We start from the raw sequence: 15,390 nt of genomic DNA, 5'->3' as shown, positions 1-15,390 counted from the left end.
GAGCGTATTCTGACTGTCACTCGTGTTTTTCCGTAATGCATAATTTATCTGATTGTTGATATATTACATAATATTTTACATATATTATATGGACGCGTAGCGTTTGATCACATGAACATTATTACTATTAAACAAAATGAGAATGACAACTACACTATGCGTTGTTACGGATGTGTGCATAAATGCGCCTATGCTTCCATTCGCAGCACAAAGTGCGATGAATGTTCAGGAACAGAATTTTATATTTGGCCAGAAAATAACTCATTTCTGATAGAAGGCATTTTACAATACTTTGCTGATATTAATTCAAAAATAATTTCACAACCGATTGTTGTGATAGACTTTAATTACAAAAATATAAATTACTTCTTATCAAACAATTGGTTAGCTCAGTTCAGAAACTCGCGCCTGATTCTGATCACCGATAAAAAAATGGCGGCCATTGCCCACTACTGGTTCTACAACGACACGGCAGACACGATCATCAGCACGGTCATTTTTCATGATGACCTGGCCGAGGATATCAAAATGAAGATCAGCCAGTCTTTTATGGGGAAAATAATACGGCCTTCAGAAAAAAGAGCCAAACTTAGCGCAAATGAATATGCACTCTTTTCTGAACTGTATAAAGGTCAACTGCCTAAAAAGATTGCTATGAAAAATGCCACGAATGTCAAAAACATTTACGCCATGAAAATAAGAATTGAAACAAAGCTGGGCGTTCCCATTTCAAGGCTGGCGAGCTAATACGTCCACGTTAGAAAGAGACGTTAAAACATCAGCATAGCAAATTTGACGTAGAATATTCTTAAAGGAACAGTTACTTTTCCTTATTGTGTGTAAGAGGGATAAAACCCTACACTACGATATTACCAGTGCTTGTATTTTTACATAATCCACCCGCGTCACCCGTTGTATTTACGGATGCCCCTGGTCGTTTTTAAATAACATATTCTTTACTTTTTAATTCTAAGTGAGGAACGCAACTACAGGTCTGAATTCAAAATGAATACGCATCTCTCCACGGTAAAAATTAATTCAGAGCATACTCTTGATGATATTGAAGCCCCTGAAAAAGATTCTCTTCTGTGGGGCGTTGAATGGCTTTGTGGGCATCATTCTAAGTATGCCAGCAAAGAGGTGCTGTATGCAGGCCTGCCAAAAAGCGACAAGCTGGAGCCTGAAATGGCATTACGTATGCTTGAGCAGATGGGCATTTCCGCCGGTTGGGTTAAACGCGATCTGAATTCGCTTTCCTCCTGGCTGTTCCCTTTGCTTATTGCACGCAAAGACGGGACATACTGCATTCTTACCGCACGCAAGGGAAAGCGCGGGCAACATACGTATCAGATTGTGGTACCTGAAAACGACGGAACGCTCCTCGTTGCAGAGGCGGATTTACACGAGGCTTATGGCGGTTATGCCCTTGTGACGACGCCAAAACCCACGCTGGACGCGCGTGCTGAAGACCAGCTGTTACCGAAAGCCAAGGATGAAGGTCACTGGCTCTATTCGACGCTGTGGCGCTACCGGCATTACTTCTACAGCGCGGCACTGGCGGCGCTGCTGGCGAACATTCTTACGCTGGCCGGTACCTTCTTCACCATGAACGTCTATGACCGCGTGATCCCCACCCAGGCGTACGTCACCCTGTGGTCGCTGGCGATTGGCGTGGTGATTGCCATTATTTTTGAATTTGCCAGCCGACAAATCCGCGCCTATTTGATCGACATCGCCGGTAAAAAAGCAGATCTGATCCTCGGGGCGAAGCTGTTTCGCCAGGTGATGTCGATGCGCATGGAATACAAGCCGCAATCCTCCGGAACCTTTGCGAACCAGTTACGCGATTTTGAGGCCGTCCGCGACTTTATCACCTCTGCGACCCTCGCCACGCTGTCCGATTTGCCGTTCTGTCTGCTGTTCATGTTCATCATTTACATGATTGGCGGCCCACTGGCCGTTGTACCGCTGGTCGCCATGCCACTGATTTTGATTGTCAGCGTCATTATCCAGTGGCCACTGGGTCGCTACATGGAAGAAAACGTCCGGGAAATTTCGCTTAAGCAGGGTCTGCTGATCGAGAGCATCGAAGGGCTTGAGGCCTTAAAAGCCGCTCAGGGCGAAGGGGTGATGCAAAAGCGCTGGAATGATTTCAGCGCACTGGCTGCGGCCTCCTCGATGAAAACCCGCTATCTCTCCATGCTGACCACTAACTTTGTCTCTTTTGTGCAGCAAATCACCACCGTCTGCATCGTGGTGCTCGGCGTCTATTTAATCCACGCCGGAGAGCTGACCATGGGGGCCATGATTGGGGTGGTGATCCTCTCCAGCCGTTCGCTCGCGCCTCTGGCCTCCGTGGTCGGTCTGGCGCTGCGTTATCAGCACGCTAAAACCGCGCTGAAATCCCTTAACCAGCTGATGGAAACGCCGACCGAGCGCGATGCGCTGATCAATTATCTGCCGACGCCCAATTTCACCGGCAGCCTGCGTCTGAAAAAGGTGGGGTTTACCTATCCGGTACCGGGAATGATGGTCGCGCCACGCATTCTGGACAACATCAATATCAACATCGAGGCCGGGGAACAGGTGGCCGTGCTGGGCAAAATTGGCAGCGGGAAGTCGACCCTGCTGCGCGTGATGGCGCGCCTGTACCAGCAGAGCAGCGGACAGCTTTTCATTGATGGTGTGGATGCGACACAGGTTGATCCCGCCGACTGGCGCGCTGCGGTGGGTTACGTCGGGCAGGACTGCCGCCTGTTTTACGGCACCCTGCGCCATAACATCATCATTGGCAACCCGGGCGTGAGCACGGAAGAGTTTCTGCGGGTGGTTCGCCTGACCGGGCTTGATCACGTGGCGGCCAGACATCCACTGGGTTTTGACATGCCTATCGGCGAAATGGGCAATTGCCTTTCCGGTGGACAAAAACAGCTCGTCGCCCTCGCCCGCTGCCTGTTGCTGCGGCCAAAGATTTTGCTGATGGATGAACCCACCAGCTCAATGGATGCGATGACGGAAACCCTGTTCCTTCGTCGGCTCAAAGAAGCGACGCAAGGACAAACGCTGGTCATTGTGACCCACCGCATGTCCGTACTGAGCCTGGTAGAGCGTCTGATCGTCATGGAAGACGGACACGTAGTGAAAGACGGTCCCAAAGATCAGGTGATGGCCAGCCTGAATGAGAATGTCATGAAGAAAAAGCAAGCAATGCATTCAGTCGAAGAGAAGCAACAGAAACAAGGTGTGAATGAATGATGAACGAGGACGAAGTGAATCATAACGCCTCAAAGGGAGAGGCCGAAACGGATGCAGGCGTACCCTCAACGGCACTGGAAAACGTGAACGCTACGCAGAGAGCGGGCACCGGGCTGGCATTACACCCTGCACAGCCAACGGGGAAAGTGAAAGCCGACGATCTGAAATTCATGCACGACCTGCAGGGCGCGCTGATCGCACAGAAGACCCCTTTCAGCATGATCATGCTCTACACCATCACCCTGGTTGTGGTGGTGGCGCTGGTCTGGGCGCATTTCGCCCGGGTTGAGGAGATTACCCGTGGCGACGGGAAAGTGATCCCCGCCAGCCGCGAGCAGCTCATTCAGAGCCTGGAAGGCGGCATTCTCGAAGAGCTGAACGTGCAGGAAGGCGACATCGTCGAGAAAGGCCAGATTCTGCTGAAGATTGACCCAACTCGCGCCGGGGCCAGCTATGGCGAATCGTTGTCTAAAGTGCAGGGGCTGAAAGGCAGCATTGCCCGTCTCAGGGCGGAAGCCTACGACACGCCACTGACCTTCCCGCCGGATATCGCCGGGATTGAGTCAATCGTGCGTGATGAGACCCAGGCCTATAACGCCCGCCTGAAAACCCTGAATGAAAGCGTAGAGGCCTTAAAACGGAGCCTGACACTGGCGCAAAACGAGGTCAGTCTGTCGGAGCCGCTAGCGCGCAGAGGGTTAATGTCGGATGTCGAAATCCTGCGCCTCAAGCGCCAGGCGAACGAATTCAGCCTGCAGATCACCGAGCGTACCAACCGCTTCCGCTCTGATGCCAACAGCGAACTGAACCGACTGGAATCTGAGCTGGCGCAGGCGGAAGAAATTCTGCGCGGACGCCAGGACGTAATGAACCGTACCACGGTGGTGGCGCCCGTGCGCGGCACCGTCAACAACATCCGGGTGACAACCCGTGGCGGCGTCATTCAGCAGGGGGCGGAGATCATGACCCTCATTCCGCTTGAAGATAACCTGCTGGTTGAAGCCAAAATCAAACCCTCTGATGTGGCCTTTATCCATCCGGGCCTGCCCGCCACGGTAAAAATTACCGCCTACGACTATGCCATTTATGGCGGATTAAACGGTGTCGTTGAACACCTCAGTTCAGACACCCTGATCGATGAAGAGAAAGCCCGTCAGGGGCGTGGAGATTCTACCTATTACCGGGTGTTCGTCCGCACCGACCGTGCCGCGTTACAGGTAAAAGACAAGTCATTCCCGATCATGCCGGGAATGGTGGCAAACGTAGAAATCAGAACGGGGGAGAAGACCATTTTGTCTTACATCCTCAAACCGATACTGAAAGCGCGCGAAGCCTTCAGGGAGAGATAATTATATGGTTAAGGCACGTAAAGAGCGTCGTTGGGCAAGGGTAGCAACCGCAGTTGCACTCTGCTTGCCCTGCTCTTCTTTTGTCATTCCGCTGCACGCGGCTGACATTGCTCAGGCTAAAAGCAGCCTGGCGTCATTGCCGCCGATGCGCACACAGTCACAGCTCAACCGCGAAGTGCAGCCTGTGCAGCGGACGGTGTCGCACAGTGCGGCATCGCCGCGTTCGCTGCCCGCCATGCGTACCCAGTCGCAATACGTCAGTACGCAAAAGGCGATGCCAACGCAAGCCACTGCGCGCCCAGAACGTTACGCCTCTGCACCGACAGCCAGGGAGTTTGCCCCCGGCCCGTCAAAACCGGCGGAAAGCCGGGCTGCGCTGAAGAAAAACGCAGACTTCTTCCCGCCCGTCACCGAGTATTACAAACCGGACCCGGCGTACGCCGGGGTGCGTCGTGACGGCGGTGCGCGTCAAGCCATCAGCGGCATGTCGCAGGGCTACCATGCCGGCAGTCAGGATTCGCTTGTTTTTCTGCGCAGCATGGTGGCCAGAGCGCTGGCGTATAGCCCGGAACTGCGGGCCGCCTCAGCAGAGGTGATGGCGTCTGACTACATGGTCGATCAGGTAAAAGGCCAGCGCATGCCCCAGGTACGTCTGGGCGTAACCTCGCCGCTGTCGACCGTGGGCGGCGATCGCCAGTCGTCATCCAACAATAGCCATATCAGCGACTCTAGCGGCACGATCTCCGTTAATACGCCGATTATTGACTGGGGAAGGATCAGTAACCAGGTGGACAACTCTCTGGAAACGGCAAAAGCAGCCCGTTATTCAAAAGAGTATTCCCGCGAACAGTTGGCCTACAACACCGTGTCCGAGCTGATGAACATGGGGCGTTACCAGCACAGTAAGGTTGTGGCGAAACAGTATGTTGGCCGCATGAAAGAGCTGGTCACCATGCTGTCGCAAATTACCCAGGCAGACCGCGGCAGAGAGAGTGAACTGGTGCAGGCAAAAGCAAAACTGATGTCGGCCCAGGCGAGTCTCGACAATATTGAGCATCAACTGAGCGCCAGCAAAATCAAACTGGTGCGTCTGCTGGGGATCGAGCCTGAATTACCGGAAGGCATAAGCTGGCACGACACGGTCATTCCGGCGTCGGTGGCGCTTTCTGGGCTGGATAAAAACCCGATGATGCTGAACCTGCAGTCCAAAGTCCGGGCGGCAGAGTATGAGGCAGAAAGCATTAAATCGTCGGCCCTGCCGCAGGTGAACTGGGTCATCTCCAAAAGCACCGCCAAAGACAGCAACGGCAACGAAGCGGGTTGGTATACGGGCTTAAACGTCGAGTGGGAGGCGTTTAGCGGTGGCTCTCAGCGTGCCGCTGAGATGTCGGCACGGGCGAAAGCCAATATGGCGCAGCAGCAATATGAAGTGAGTTACAAAGATCTGGAGTATCAGATTAACTATCAGATTCAGGTACGTGACTCCTCTTTCCTGCGCGCCGATGATTACGATCGCCTGACAAGTGAAACGGATCGGGTGCGTCGTATGTTCTACGAACAGTGGTATCACCTTGGCAAACGCACCTTGCTCGACGTGCTCACGGCAGAAAACGATCATTTTAATAATCAGCTTTCTGCCATTAACAACCGCTACGACGGCTATATTTCCAACATTAACGTCATTGCCAGCGCCTCCATGCTGCTGTCATGGATGAAAATGAGCTAAGCGAAACAGACGTAATAAAAAGCCAGACCATCAGTGATGAGGGTCTGGCTTTTTTATGTCTTTCAGAAGGCGACTACCAGGGGGTGTCCTCTCTGCTGATCTCCGCCCAGCGCAGATACATATCGCTCGACATCATAAAATCGGTATGCCATTTCCACCAGGTGTGCAGCGTGTAGTACACCAGACATGGCAGATAGCAAAGCAGGAAATAGACCTCAAACCAGACCTGCCATCCCGAAAGCGTAAGCAGCACGCCGATAACAGCCGACCAGACACATTCCACGCCCACCAGCATCACCAGCCGCAGCCATAATGGTTTCTCAGACAGTGTCCTCCACGGGATTGACGGGGAGAAATAGAGATCAATCTCGTTAAGGAACAGATGGCCCAGAAACACATAGCGTCGGGTAAAGCGCAAGAACAGCAGATTGATTCCCAGCACCACCACGCAGAGCACCACCATGGTAATGATGGCGGTTAAGGTGAAGTAGCGCCCATAGAGATCAAACTGCGCACTGTTGCGTAAGGGGCTGATGGTCAGGAGATTCATCACCACACTCATCACGACAGCAACGGCCACATACTGTGAAAGCTGCGTGTATTTTGCCTTGTCTCTGGCTGAGGCAACGACCTGCTGAATATAGACATGGCGCAGCGCGGCAAAGATCCCCCAGATAATCAGCGGCGCCACGAAAACCATGATCAGCAGCGTGATGCCTGGCGTGGTCAGCGCAAGGAAGAGCCCCGTGATGCCCGCGAAAATCAGGATCGAGACGGCAAGCACGATAATCGGTTCGAAGATGATCGAATTCGTTTTCGGGCTCTCTTTGCCGACAAATACCGACAAATCAACATTCTTGACGACGCATTTATAGGCCCAGAAGGCCTTAAGGTCGGCAATGAAGCTATACCCGATCAGCGCGAAAATACCGCTCGCGACCCAGGCATCCTGCCGGGAAAAAGAGAAACCGGCATTTTTCCAGTAAAAGCCCAGCAGGATAAACGTCACGATATAGATAAAAAGCACGTTCCTTTTATCCTGATAGCGGATGAAGGTTAAATAATCTGGAATCATAGCTCGGCCATTACATCCCTAACACTTTTCTGCAGTGCAGGACACGCCCGGCAGAAAAACCGGAAAAATCATTTAGCATCTGTCCCAGATAGGGTTTGTTGCTCATCTCCAGGAACAGCGGCTGGTCTGGATGATGGATGAATCTGGCCATGGAATCGGCCCATTTCACCGTCTGCGTCAGATGCAGGGAGAGGTTCTCTTTGATATTGTCCGGCACCGTTTCGACTCTGGCGGTCACATTCATCAGCACGTCATAGGCTGGCGAGGTGAAAGGCTGTCCCGCCAGGAAGTCACGCATCAATTGCACGCCCTCAGCCATTAAACGAGTATGCCAGGCCCCGCTGACGCCGAGCTTGATCGGCTCATAGCCTTCATCGGCCAGCACTTTGGCAAAATCACTCAGCGCAGACGGGGTCCCGCCAATCACCTGCTGACGCGGGGTATTGTCGCAGCTGATATCCAGCGCGATCCCGGAACGGGTGATGATGTCACTCAGCGTGGCAAAATCGGCCCCCTTCAGCGCCAGCATCGCGCCTTTCTGCTTTTTACTCACCGAATCCATGGTACTGGCGCGAAAATGCAGCGTACGGAACAGGGTCTCCAGCGAGATCGCGCCTGCCGCGTACAGGGCACTGTATTCGCCAACGCTATGGCCGCAGGCACCCACGACGCGCAGCGCCGGGAAGCGCTCGCGGCAGAGGCTATAAAGCGATACGTTGATCGCCGTAACGGCCAGCTGTTGTACCGTGGTCTGGATCAGCCTGTTCATCGGCCCCTTAAGGCAGAGTCGGCGCAGATCGAGGCCCGACACATCGCTGGCACAATCCCAGATCTGTTTCGTCGTTGCATTGAGATCCCACAGATCGCTGCCCATACCAATCACCGGGTTTCCCTGGCCGGAAAACAGCAGCACCACAGGCTGCGATGGATTATCAAGCGTCATAGTCATTTCCTTATAAGTAATACTTAAAGCCAACATAGCCACCGGCAACATCGCCGAAGAAAGCAAACTCAGAATTTGCGCTACCCAGTGCTGAATAGACGCCGGTATACGCTTCCAGCTGGTCATCAATAAAGGTCAGCGGTGCGCTGATGTGGAGCCCCGACAGGGTGCTTTTATCCATCAGATTGACGACGAAATAAGGCTGCACGGCGATCTGATGCGTGAGCTGCACGCTGGACCAGGCGTTGAGATAGTGTTTCCCCTGCAACATGCCTTTGTTGCCCGTATTGCTGATTTCAGACGCCATCAGGTACTTATAGGAATCAAACGCCCTGTCGAGCGGCGCATAGCCTGTCGGCGTATTCAAAAAGGTCATCAGCTCGCGCTGTTTGCGCCATTCCGTGCGGGAGTAGCCTTCGCTCTGGTAATAATATTCCAGGCCGAAAACGTTAAAGGTATCAGTGGTATATTGCCCGCCCACCGCCAGCTCTACGCCATTTTTGTCCTTGGTCTCATACAGCGACGAAGGAAATGCATAGTTCTGGACTTCTGCACTTTTCTCCTCAGAGAGATGACGCCAGCGCTGCTCCCGGTGCCAGGCCATCCCGGCATTCAGGGTCAGCTGTGGGGTGTAGTGATAGCTGTCAGAGACGGCAACCGACTGCGAGTCTCCCAGCAGAATGCGCATCCCCGGGGTATGTTGACGGAAGGCATGTGAGGTATAGCTCAGAAGCCAGGCCTCGCTGCTGTTGCCACGCTGGTTCGCGGACCAGTTGCTGGAGGTCAGATAGTATTTATCGATCGTCGCCAGCTTCGGAATCATGGTCAGCGAGAGCGACTCATCCCGGTTGTCCATTGACAGCGTCGCGGCCCAGGACGAGGACTGATACGCAGTGCGAAGCGCGGGATCGTAAAGCCGCGTCGGTTTGAACCCGGCGTAGTAATGCGGAGTCAGATCGGAAGGTGAGCGCAGGAAAAAGAGACCCTGCTTCGCCTGAAGTTTTCCCACTTCAAGCTGCACGCTGTCTGAAACGGCGTAAACCAGTCTCAGACGCTCAATCAGCAGCTGAGAGCGGCTGTCGTCCTCTTCAAATGCCCCCACCTTGCGCGGTGAGTACCAGGTGAGCCCGTAGAGAGACAAATCCAGATCCAGCGCATTATCAACGATCGCGCACTTGCTGGTGAGATTCACGCCCGCGTCATTGTAGATATTGTGTCTGGTATAAGGATTTCGGCCGTTAATTCGCCAGTCTGAAATTTGTTTTTTGACCAGCGACACCTGCTCATACAGCGTGACAGTGCTGTTTTTTGCAAAGTCGGAACCGGACAGGCAGTCCGCCAGTGCGCTCACGGGCAGAGCGGAGAGTGCCAGGGTTAACCCCAGTAATGTGCGTTTCAATTGGCACCTCGCTGAATAGACTCGCGAGTAAAGTGGGATTCAGGCAAGGACTCCAGGCGAACATCGCTGTACTCCATCACGGAGTAGCTGTTACCGTGACGGGCCTCCTTCACAATAATTTTCATCGGACGCATCTTCCCTAATACCATCTGAAAATCCTGGTACAGCACTTCTTTCATCAATTTATTATCCAGAGAGTAATACGACGCTTTAAAAGGACGGTTCTCCCCCTCTTTTTCGACGTAATAGATGACTTTTGGCCACGTGACGTCATCCGTTTTGCGCACCAACTCCAGCTTATAGCACTGCGTATCGCCGCATGCTTCCTCGCCCAGCAGCGTGGCGTGGTAGGCATACTCAAAATTGGTGACAATGACGTCGCCATTGGAAATTTGTCCAATCAGGCGCTGCTGGCGCGAAACGGGAACCGGTCGACGCAGTTCTGGCGTGTAGAACCAAAGATCGTACCAGTCAGAGAGCAGCACTTTGCCTTTGTCCCGCGGAGGATAAATAAAACGCGCCAGCGAACGGGCATCGGCTTTCATTCCCCCTTCGGGTTTCATAAAGCGCATGGAAATATCCAGCACCTGCTTATTATCAGGCTGAGATGCGCCCGACTTATATTCATAAATGGTCAGGGTGTAGCGAAAAGGTTTATTCGGGGAACGAACCTCATCGGCACGACGAATAATCTCTGATGCTTCGTTATCCACCGGCGCTGATAATACCGCCGAGGAAAACAGGCACAGACAAAAGAGCAGTTTTGTGATGACAACGCGTTTCATATCGCTTCCTTACGAAAATTTAAAAGCATCTGAAATATTCAGCCGTGAAGCACGTAATGCAGGCAGCACAGAGGCGCCGGTTGCGGCCAGGATCGGTAATACGAGGGTTATCCAGGTCAGTGCTACGCTGTCGGTTTTAATAAAGGCCGTATAGCCCAGCGATTGCCCCGGTGACGGCGGCATCGCAATACCGTAAAGATTGATGGCAGAGGCAATGGCATAACCTGTCGCCAGACTGCCAAGGGCGCCGATAAGACCAATGAAAATCCCTTCCAGTAAAAACAGCCTGGTGACGTGCAGGGGTTTCAGGCCAATCGCCCTGAGGGTGGTTATTTCCCGGGTACGTTCGATAATATTCATGGTCATCGAATTGCCGATCATAAAGATCACGATCAATCCGACGATGAGCTTAATGAAGAAATAGATCCCGGATAATAAGCCTTCGACTTGCTGATAAAAGATCGAGGTCTCTTTCCAGTCTTTGACCAGCAGCGGTAAATGATGCTTCGCAATAAACTGGCGCAGTTTGGCGCTAAAGACGGCGGTATCGTCGTCCTTCAGCAGGATTAATACCTTACTGACGCTGTTGGTTCCCATGATGCGCTGTGCGGTATCAAGCGGGATTTTCATCGCCACATCATCGTAATCCTTAATACCGGACTCAAAGATGCCGCGAAGCTTCATCGATAACGCGCCCTGCCCGCCCTCGGTATTCACCACCAGCACATCCAGCCAGTCGTCGTAGTGGGCATTGAGCGTTTTCGCCAGCCCACTGCCCAGCGTGATTTCGTCGGTACGCACCCGGGAGAGATCGCTGCCGGAAATTAATTTATCAAACGATCCCAGCTTTAACGCGGGCAGCGGCTCCACACCCAGGGCGGAAAAATAGCTGGACGTTTCGCTTTCATATTGCGAAATCACCCCGGTAAATTCCAGCTGACCGGACAGCGTCGAAATATGCGGTGCAAGATCCGGATCGTTGAGAATCGCCTTTTTCAGGGATGCATAATCGGCAATCAGGCTTTTGTTTTTATTCGACGTCTGGAAATAATTTTCATTATAAATTTGCACGTGACCAATATTGGTTCGAATCGTTTGCTCTTTCAAAATCCAGAAAGAGTAATCGATAAACCCGCCATACAGAAAAATCGACACGCCACCGAGCATAATGGCGGCAATGGTTGAATAAGATCGTCTCTTGTGGCGAAAGAGGTTTAAAAAAGCAAACTTCACATCCCGCGAGCGGAATAATACGCACCAGAGGACAAAAATCAGAATCAGTACAACAACACTATTCGCTAACACCATAACCCCGGACATTTAGTTCCCTTTCACCAGCGGTAACAAGACCTCTGTCACTTCGTTGATATCCCACTCTGGCGCGTCGCCAGAAGCCAGTGGTAATGCAGAGTTGGCGTGACGCAGTTCTGTTTGCGCCAGCAGCGCGTCTGCCTCGGCGGTACGGTTACAGCTCAACAGCGCGCGATAACGCATTTCGTCAATGTGCTTCATCAACCCGGCATTGAATACGTCAGGGCTTTTCGCCATCTGTTCCGTATCTTTTAACGTCACCACACAGCGGCCAATATCGGCTGGCAGGTACGCGTCCACACGGGCACGCATGTAGCGCACCCGTTGATTGCCCTCGTAGAGGTCCACCGCTTCATCGAGATAGAAAAAGCCCGTTTTGCCATACTCAGACGCCCGAATGACGTCATTGGTATTGAGGGCATGTTCCGCCTGGCGCAGCATGCCGTAGGCATAAAAAACCAGCGACAGCGCGTTATCATTGGCCTTGTATTCGGTAAACAACGCACGGGTGATATCGGCTAGCTTATCGGCCTGTGTCGGGAAGCCATTTTTTATCACCTGCTCAGCCACGGGGGCCGCGGCGGCTTTAACGCTCCCGGCATAGGCCATGCAGATCAGCAGCCAGCAGAGAATGAAGAAATTACGATTGTGAATCATGAACTAATACTCCGTCCTTAATTTCAACCACACGCCGCGCGCGCTCTTTCAGCTGGCTTGAGTGCGTCGAAATAATGAAAGTGGTGCGCGTCTCCCGGTTGATTTTCAGCAGCAGATCGAGAATGGCCTCACCGGTGACCAGGTCGAGGTTTCCGGTTGGCTCATCGGCAATCACGACCTGAGGGTCATGCGCCAGTGCACGGGCAATAGCCACGCGCTGCTGTTGTCCACCCGAAAGCTGGCCCGGCTTACGATCGGTATATCCCGCCAGTCCTACGCTCTCGATAAAATGCAACGCCCGCTCTTTCGCCTCTTTTTTGCCAATGTGCCCATTCAGCACCAGCGGGTAAAAAACGTTATCAAATACGCTCAGCACGGGGATGAGGTTAAAAAACTGAAATATGAACCCCAGATGCTTGCCACGAATTTCTGATAATTGTTCTTCCGGTAAATTGTTGAGTAATTTTCGCAAAAACATCACCGAACCAAATCCCGGTTTATCAATACCCGACAGGATATTTAACAGCGTACTTTTACCGCTGCCGGAGGGGCCGCACAGTGCCAGAAATTCGCCTTTCTCTATTTCAAGATTGATATTTTTCAGGGCATCGACTTTGCCTTCGCCCGAGCCATAACTCTTATAGATATTGTTCAGCGATATCATTGGGAGTTCTTTAATCATTCCGCTCATGGGGGTGTCGTTATTCCTTGCAATAGTCAATGTCGAAATAGCTGTAACCGAACTGTTTATCGGGAACGACAGTTCTTATTTTTCCCGCAAAATGAGGAGCCTGCTGGAGATACGCAAAGCTTAATGCTGGCGTCAGACAGCCACTGGCACCAAAGGTATCGACCAGATCTAACGTCTTTTGCGGCGCAACGGTTGAGCGAGACAGCGTCTCTTTACGCAGACCGGCAAACGCCACGCGATCCGCTGCCTGCATGTCCTCAAGGGTATCGGCCATCACGTATTGACCGCCGTTCACCCGGATTGCACTTTCATGCTGACTAAAGATGAAACAGCCCGCGCGCTCAACGGTTAAATTGACATCCTGGGCTTTCCCCCTGCGCTTCTCTCCCCACTTCAGCGCGATATCTTCGTCCGAAAACACCAGCACCGGGATCGCACGGTAGGCGGCGCAGATCACCACGTAATCAAACACATCCCAGCTCAGATAATCCTTTGCCAGACTCATGGCCTGGATGAAGGATTGCCTTTCACCCCGGATTTTGCACGTCGGTGAATTCACAGAGAATTTCTTCACCAGGTTTTTTGGCAGCGTATCAATCATTGAGATGTGTAATGCGCTGGAGATATTTTCAAACGGTCCGGATTCCCCCCAGGAGTCGACATAAATAAATGCCGTGCGCTGCTTTAGCAGCTTCATTCGCTCTTTCGCCGGCAGCGCCATGAGCGCGTCATCCGCCGCTTGCTCCATCGCATCCAGGTATTTTTGATACTGAGGATTGCGGATCATCTCACCGGCATATAACTCCGGCTGCGTACCAAAACGTTTCAGACCCCAGCCGTTTGCATGGGTTGATTTGAGCGCTTTATTAAATAAATGCGACTCCCACGCGTTTAGCCAGCTGGGCTGATAGAAATAAAATTTATCTTCCGGCTCAATGAGCGAAAATGAGGATAAATACATGTTACTCTCCATGATCGTTCAACAGCCTGGATGACCCGTAGACATGACGGCGCCAATAATGGATCCATCTACGCCAACCCCAACTTTAAGCAGGTGGTTTTTGTGATGACCAATAACGCCACGGTCAATCAAAACATGCTGAGCAACGGCATCAATAATGGTGTCATTACCAACGGGGGAAATAAGCTCCTGCTGGGTGAGCGAATGATGACCAATAATTAAATCGACAATCCCAGAGCCGGTTGCGGTATAGCCAATCTGGCCTTTATAAGCCAGAACCGGAACCGGATGTCCTTCCGTCAACATCGCTATTGCTTTGGCTTCCGCTTTATCGCTGACGGATGAACCGTTACCGTGAGGGATAATCGCGCACAGTGCCTCAACGTCCAGTTCGGCTTTCTTCATTGTGGCCTGCATCACTTTTAAAATATTGGTGCTGAGCCATGAGCTGTCGTTGCTTCTGCCTGCGCTGATTTGGGTATAGGTTGTTTGCAACCGCACGCCGCCCTTCGCCTTTCTGGCGCGACGGTGGCGGGAATTTTCCAGCAGAATGGCGCTATAGCCTTCCGCGAAAAGCACCCCCTGGCTGTTTTCACCAAAGGGCTGAACAAGATGGCTATCCAGCATGGATTGCGTATCCAGAAACCAGATATCCTGCGTTTTAATTTTTGAGCAGTTCACCACCAGGACAATATCTACGCCGCCATGCTCGATGGCCTGGCAACCTAAATGCACGGCTGTCATGGATGAATTACTGGTGCAATTCATATTCGGGGGTAAATACTGCAGGTTATATTTACGCGCAAGGTGACCGGCAATACGATCCTGCGACATATTATCCACATGCAGCTGCATTAATGATTTTGAAAGATAAATATCTTCCACATCATTTTTGTTATAGAAACTCTTAAAGGCCATGCCATCGACCCGCGGGCCAATACCGGTTAAATAAACCCGGGCATTGCACCCGGCCAGCCATTGAACATCCAGGTCGGCCTGGTCGAGTGCATCGTCAATCAGACGATAAAGCAGATCTAATGCGCTATCATCCGTATGATCCAGCGTGGCAATATGTTTATTGCCATCGAACCCACATTTAATTGCCTCGTCGTCGGATTTAAACCAGGGCTTTCTTTCAACGCGTTTGCCCAGCTTCAGATTTTGAATAAGCTGAAGACTGTCTTCGGCAAACGGCAGACAAGAACTGAACCCCGAAATGATAGCGGCATTATCCACAA

General features: G+C 52.1%; 13 protein-coding genes. 4 read left to right on the top strand and 9 right to left on the bottom strand.

All coding sequences use genetic code 11. The annotated features are described in order from the left end of the window. The first annotated feature begins 111 nt into the window (after positions 1-111). The 4 genes from AK59_RS0107430 to AK59_RS0107415 all read left to right on the top strand — a co-directional run bounded on the left by AK59_RS0107430 (position 112) and on the right by AK59_RS0107415 (position 6,330). Entirely contained in the window at positions 112-747 is a 636-nt protein-coding gene (locus AK59_RS0107430; protein WP_029882423.1) for a hypothetical protein, read from the top strand. Between the two features lie 258 nt (positions 748-1,005). Then, a complete protein-coding gene (locus AK59_RS0107425) occupies positions 1,006-3,255 on the top strand; it encodes a type I secretion system permease/ATPase (protein WP_029882422.1) in 2,250 nt (749 codons plus the stop codon). Next, complete coding sequence (locus AK59_RS0107420) at positions 3,252-4,604, top strand: HlyD family type I secretion periplasmic adaptor subunit (RefSeq protein ID WP_013095714.1); 1,353 nt, start codon at positions 3,252-3,254, stop codon at positions 4,602-4,604. Before AK59_RS0107425 ends, AK59_RS0107420 begins: the two co-directional genes overlap by 4 nt. Before the next feature lie 4 nt (positions 4,605-4,608). Continuing rightward, positions 4,609-6,330: a TolC family protein gene (locus tag AK59_RS0107415; RefSeq protein WP_029882421.1), complete on the top strand. Its 1,722-nt coding sequence runs from the start codon at positions 4,609-4,611 to the stop codon at positions 6,328-6,330. Positions 6,331-6,403: 73 nt separating this feature from the next. Here AK59_RS0107415 and AK59_RS0107410 read toward each other — a convergent pair whose 3' ends face one another. From AK59_RS0107410 to AK59_RS0107370, 9 genes are read right to left on the bottom strand one after another with little or no spacing between them, the layout of a single operon-like run. After that, positions 6,404-7,357 carry a hypothetical protein gene (locus tag AK59_RS0107410; RefSeq protein ID WP_442854873.1) on the bottom strand — a complete coding sequence of 318 codons (954 nt, stop codon included), beginning with the start codon at positions 7,355-7,357 and terminating at the stop codon, positions 6,404-6,406. 58 nt (positions 7,358-7,415) lie between these two features. Then, complete coding sequence (locus AK59_RS0107405; protein WP_029882419.1) at positions 7,416-8,348, bottom strand: ACP S-malonyltransferase; 933 nt, start codon at positions 8,346-8,348, stop codon at positions 7,416-7,418. A 10-nt stretch (positions 8,349-8,358) separates the two neighbouring features. Further along, entirely contained in the window at positions 8,359-9,747 is a 1,389-nt protein-coding gene (locus AK59_RS0107400; RefSeq protein ID WP_029882418.1) for a hypothetical protein, read from the bottom strand. Next, the gene (locus tag AK59_RS0107395; protein ID WP_029882417.1) at positions 9,744-10,532 is read right to left on the bottom strand and encodes an outer membrane lipoprotein-sorting protein; all 789 of its coding nucleotides are present in this window, start codon (positions 10,530-10,532) and stop codon (positions 9,744-9,746) included. Before AK59_RS0107395 ends, AK59_RS0107400 begins: the two co-directional genes overlap by 4 nt. Positions 10,533-10,541: 9 nt before the next feature. After that, positions 10,542-11,852, bottom strand: a complete 1,311-nt coding sequence (locus tag AK59_RS0107390; RefSeq protein WP_029882416.1) for an ABC transporter permease — start codon at positions 11,850-11,852, stop codon at positions 10,542-10,544. Continuing rightward, a complete protein-coding gene (locus AK59_RS0107385) occupies positions 11,853-12,500 on the bottom strand; it encodes a hypothetical protein (RefSeq protein WP_013095707.1) in 648 nt (215 codons plus the stop codon). Further along, entirely contained in the window at positions 12,484-13,191 is a 708-nt protein-coding gene (locus tag AK59_RS0107380) for an ABC transporter ATP-binding protein (RefSeq protein ID WP_029882415.1), read from the bottom strand. The genes AK59_RS0107385 and AK59_RS0107380 overlap by 17 nt, the downstream gene beginning before the upstream one ends. Positions 13,192-13,201: 10 nt before the next feature. Further along, positions 13,202-14,152: an ATP-binding protein gene (locus AK59_RS0107375; RefSeq protein WP_032618448.1), complete on the bottom strand. Its 951-nt coding sequence runs from the start codon at positions 14,150-14,152 to the stop codon at positions 13,202-13,204. 18 nt (positions 14,153-14,170) lie between these two features. Beyond that, positions 14,171-15,388, bottom strand: coding sequence for a beta-ketoacyl synthase (locus AK59_RS0107370; RefSeq protein ID WP_029882413.1), 1,218 nt, complete (start codon positions 15,386-15,388; stop codon positions 14,171-14,173). Positions 15,389-15,390 lie beyond the last annotated feature (2 nt).

This window comes from Enterobacter sp. T1-1, assembly GCF_000710795.1.
Lineage (GTDB): Bacteria > Pseudomonadota > Gammaproteobacteria > Enterobacterales > Enterobacteriaceae > Enterobacter > Enterobacter cloacae.
The sequence above is the reverse complement of the archived record's forward strand: the minus strand, read 5'-3'. Positions and strand labels throughout refer to the sequence as shown.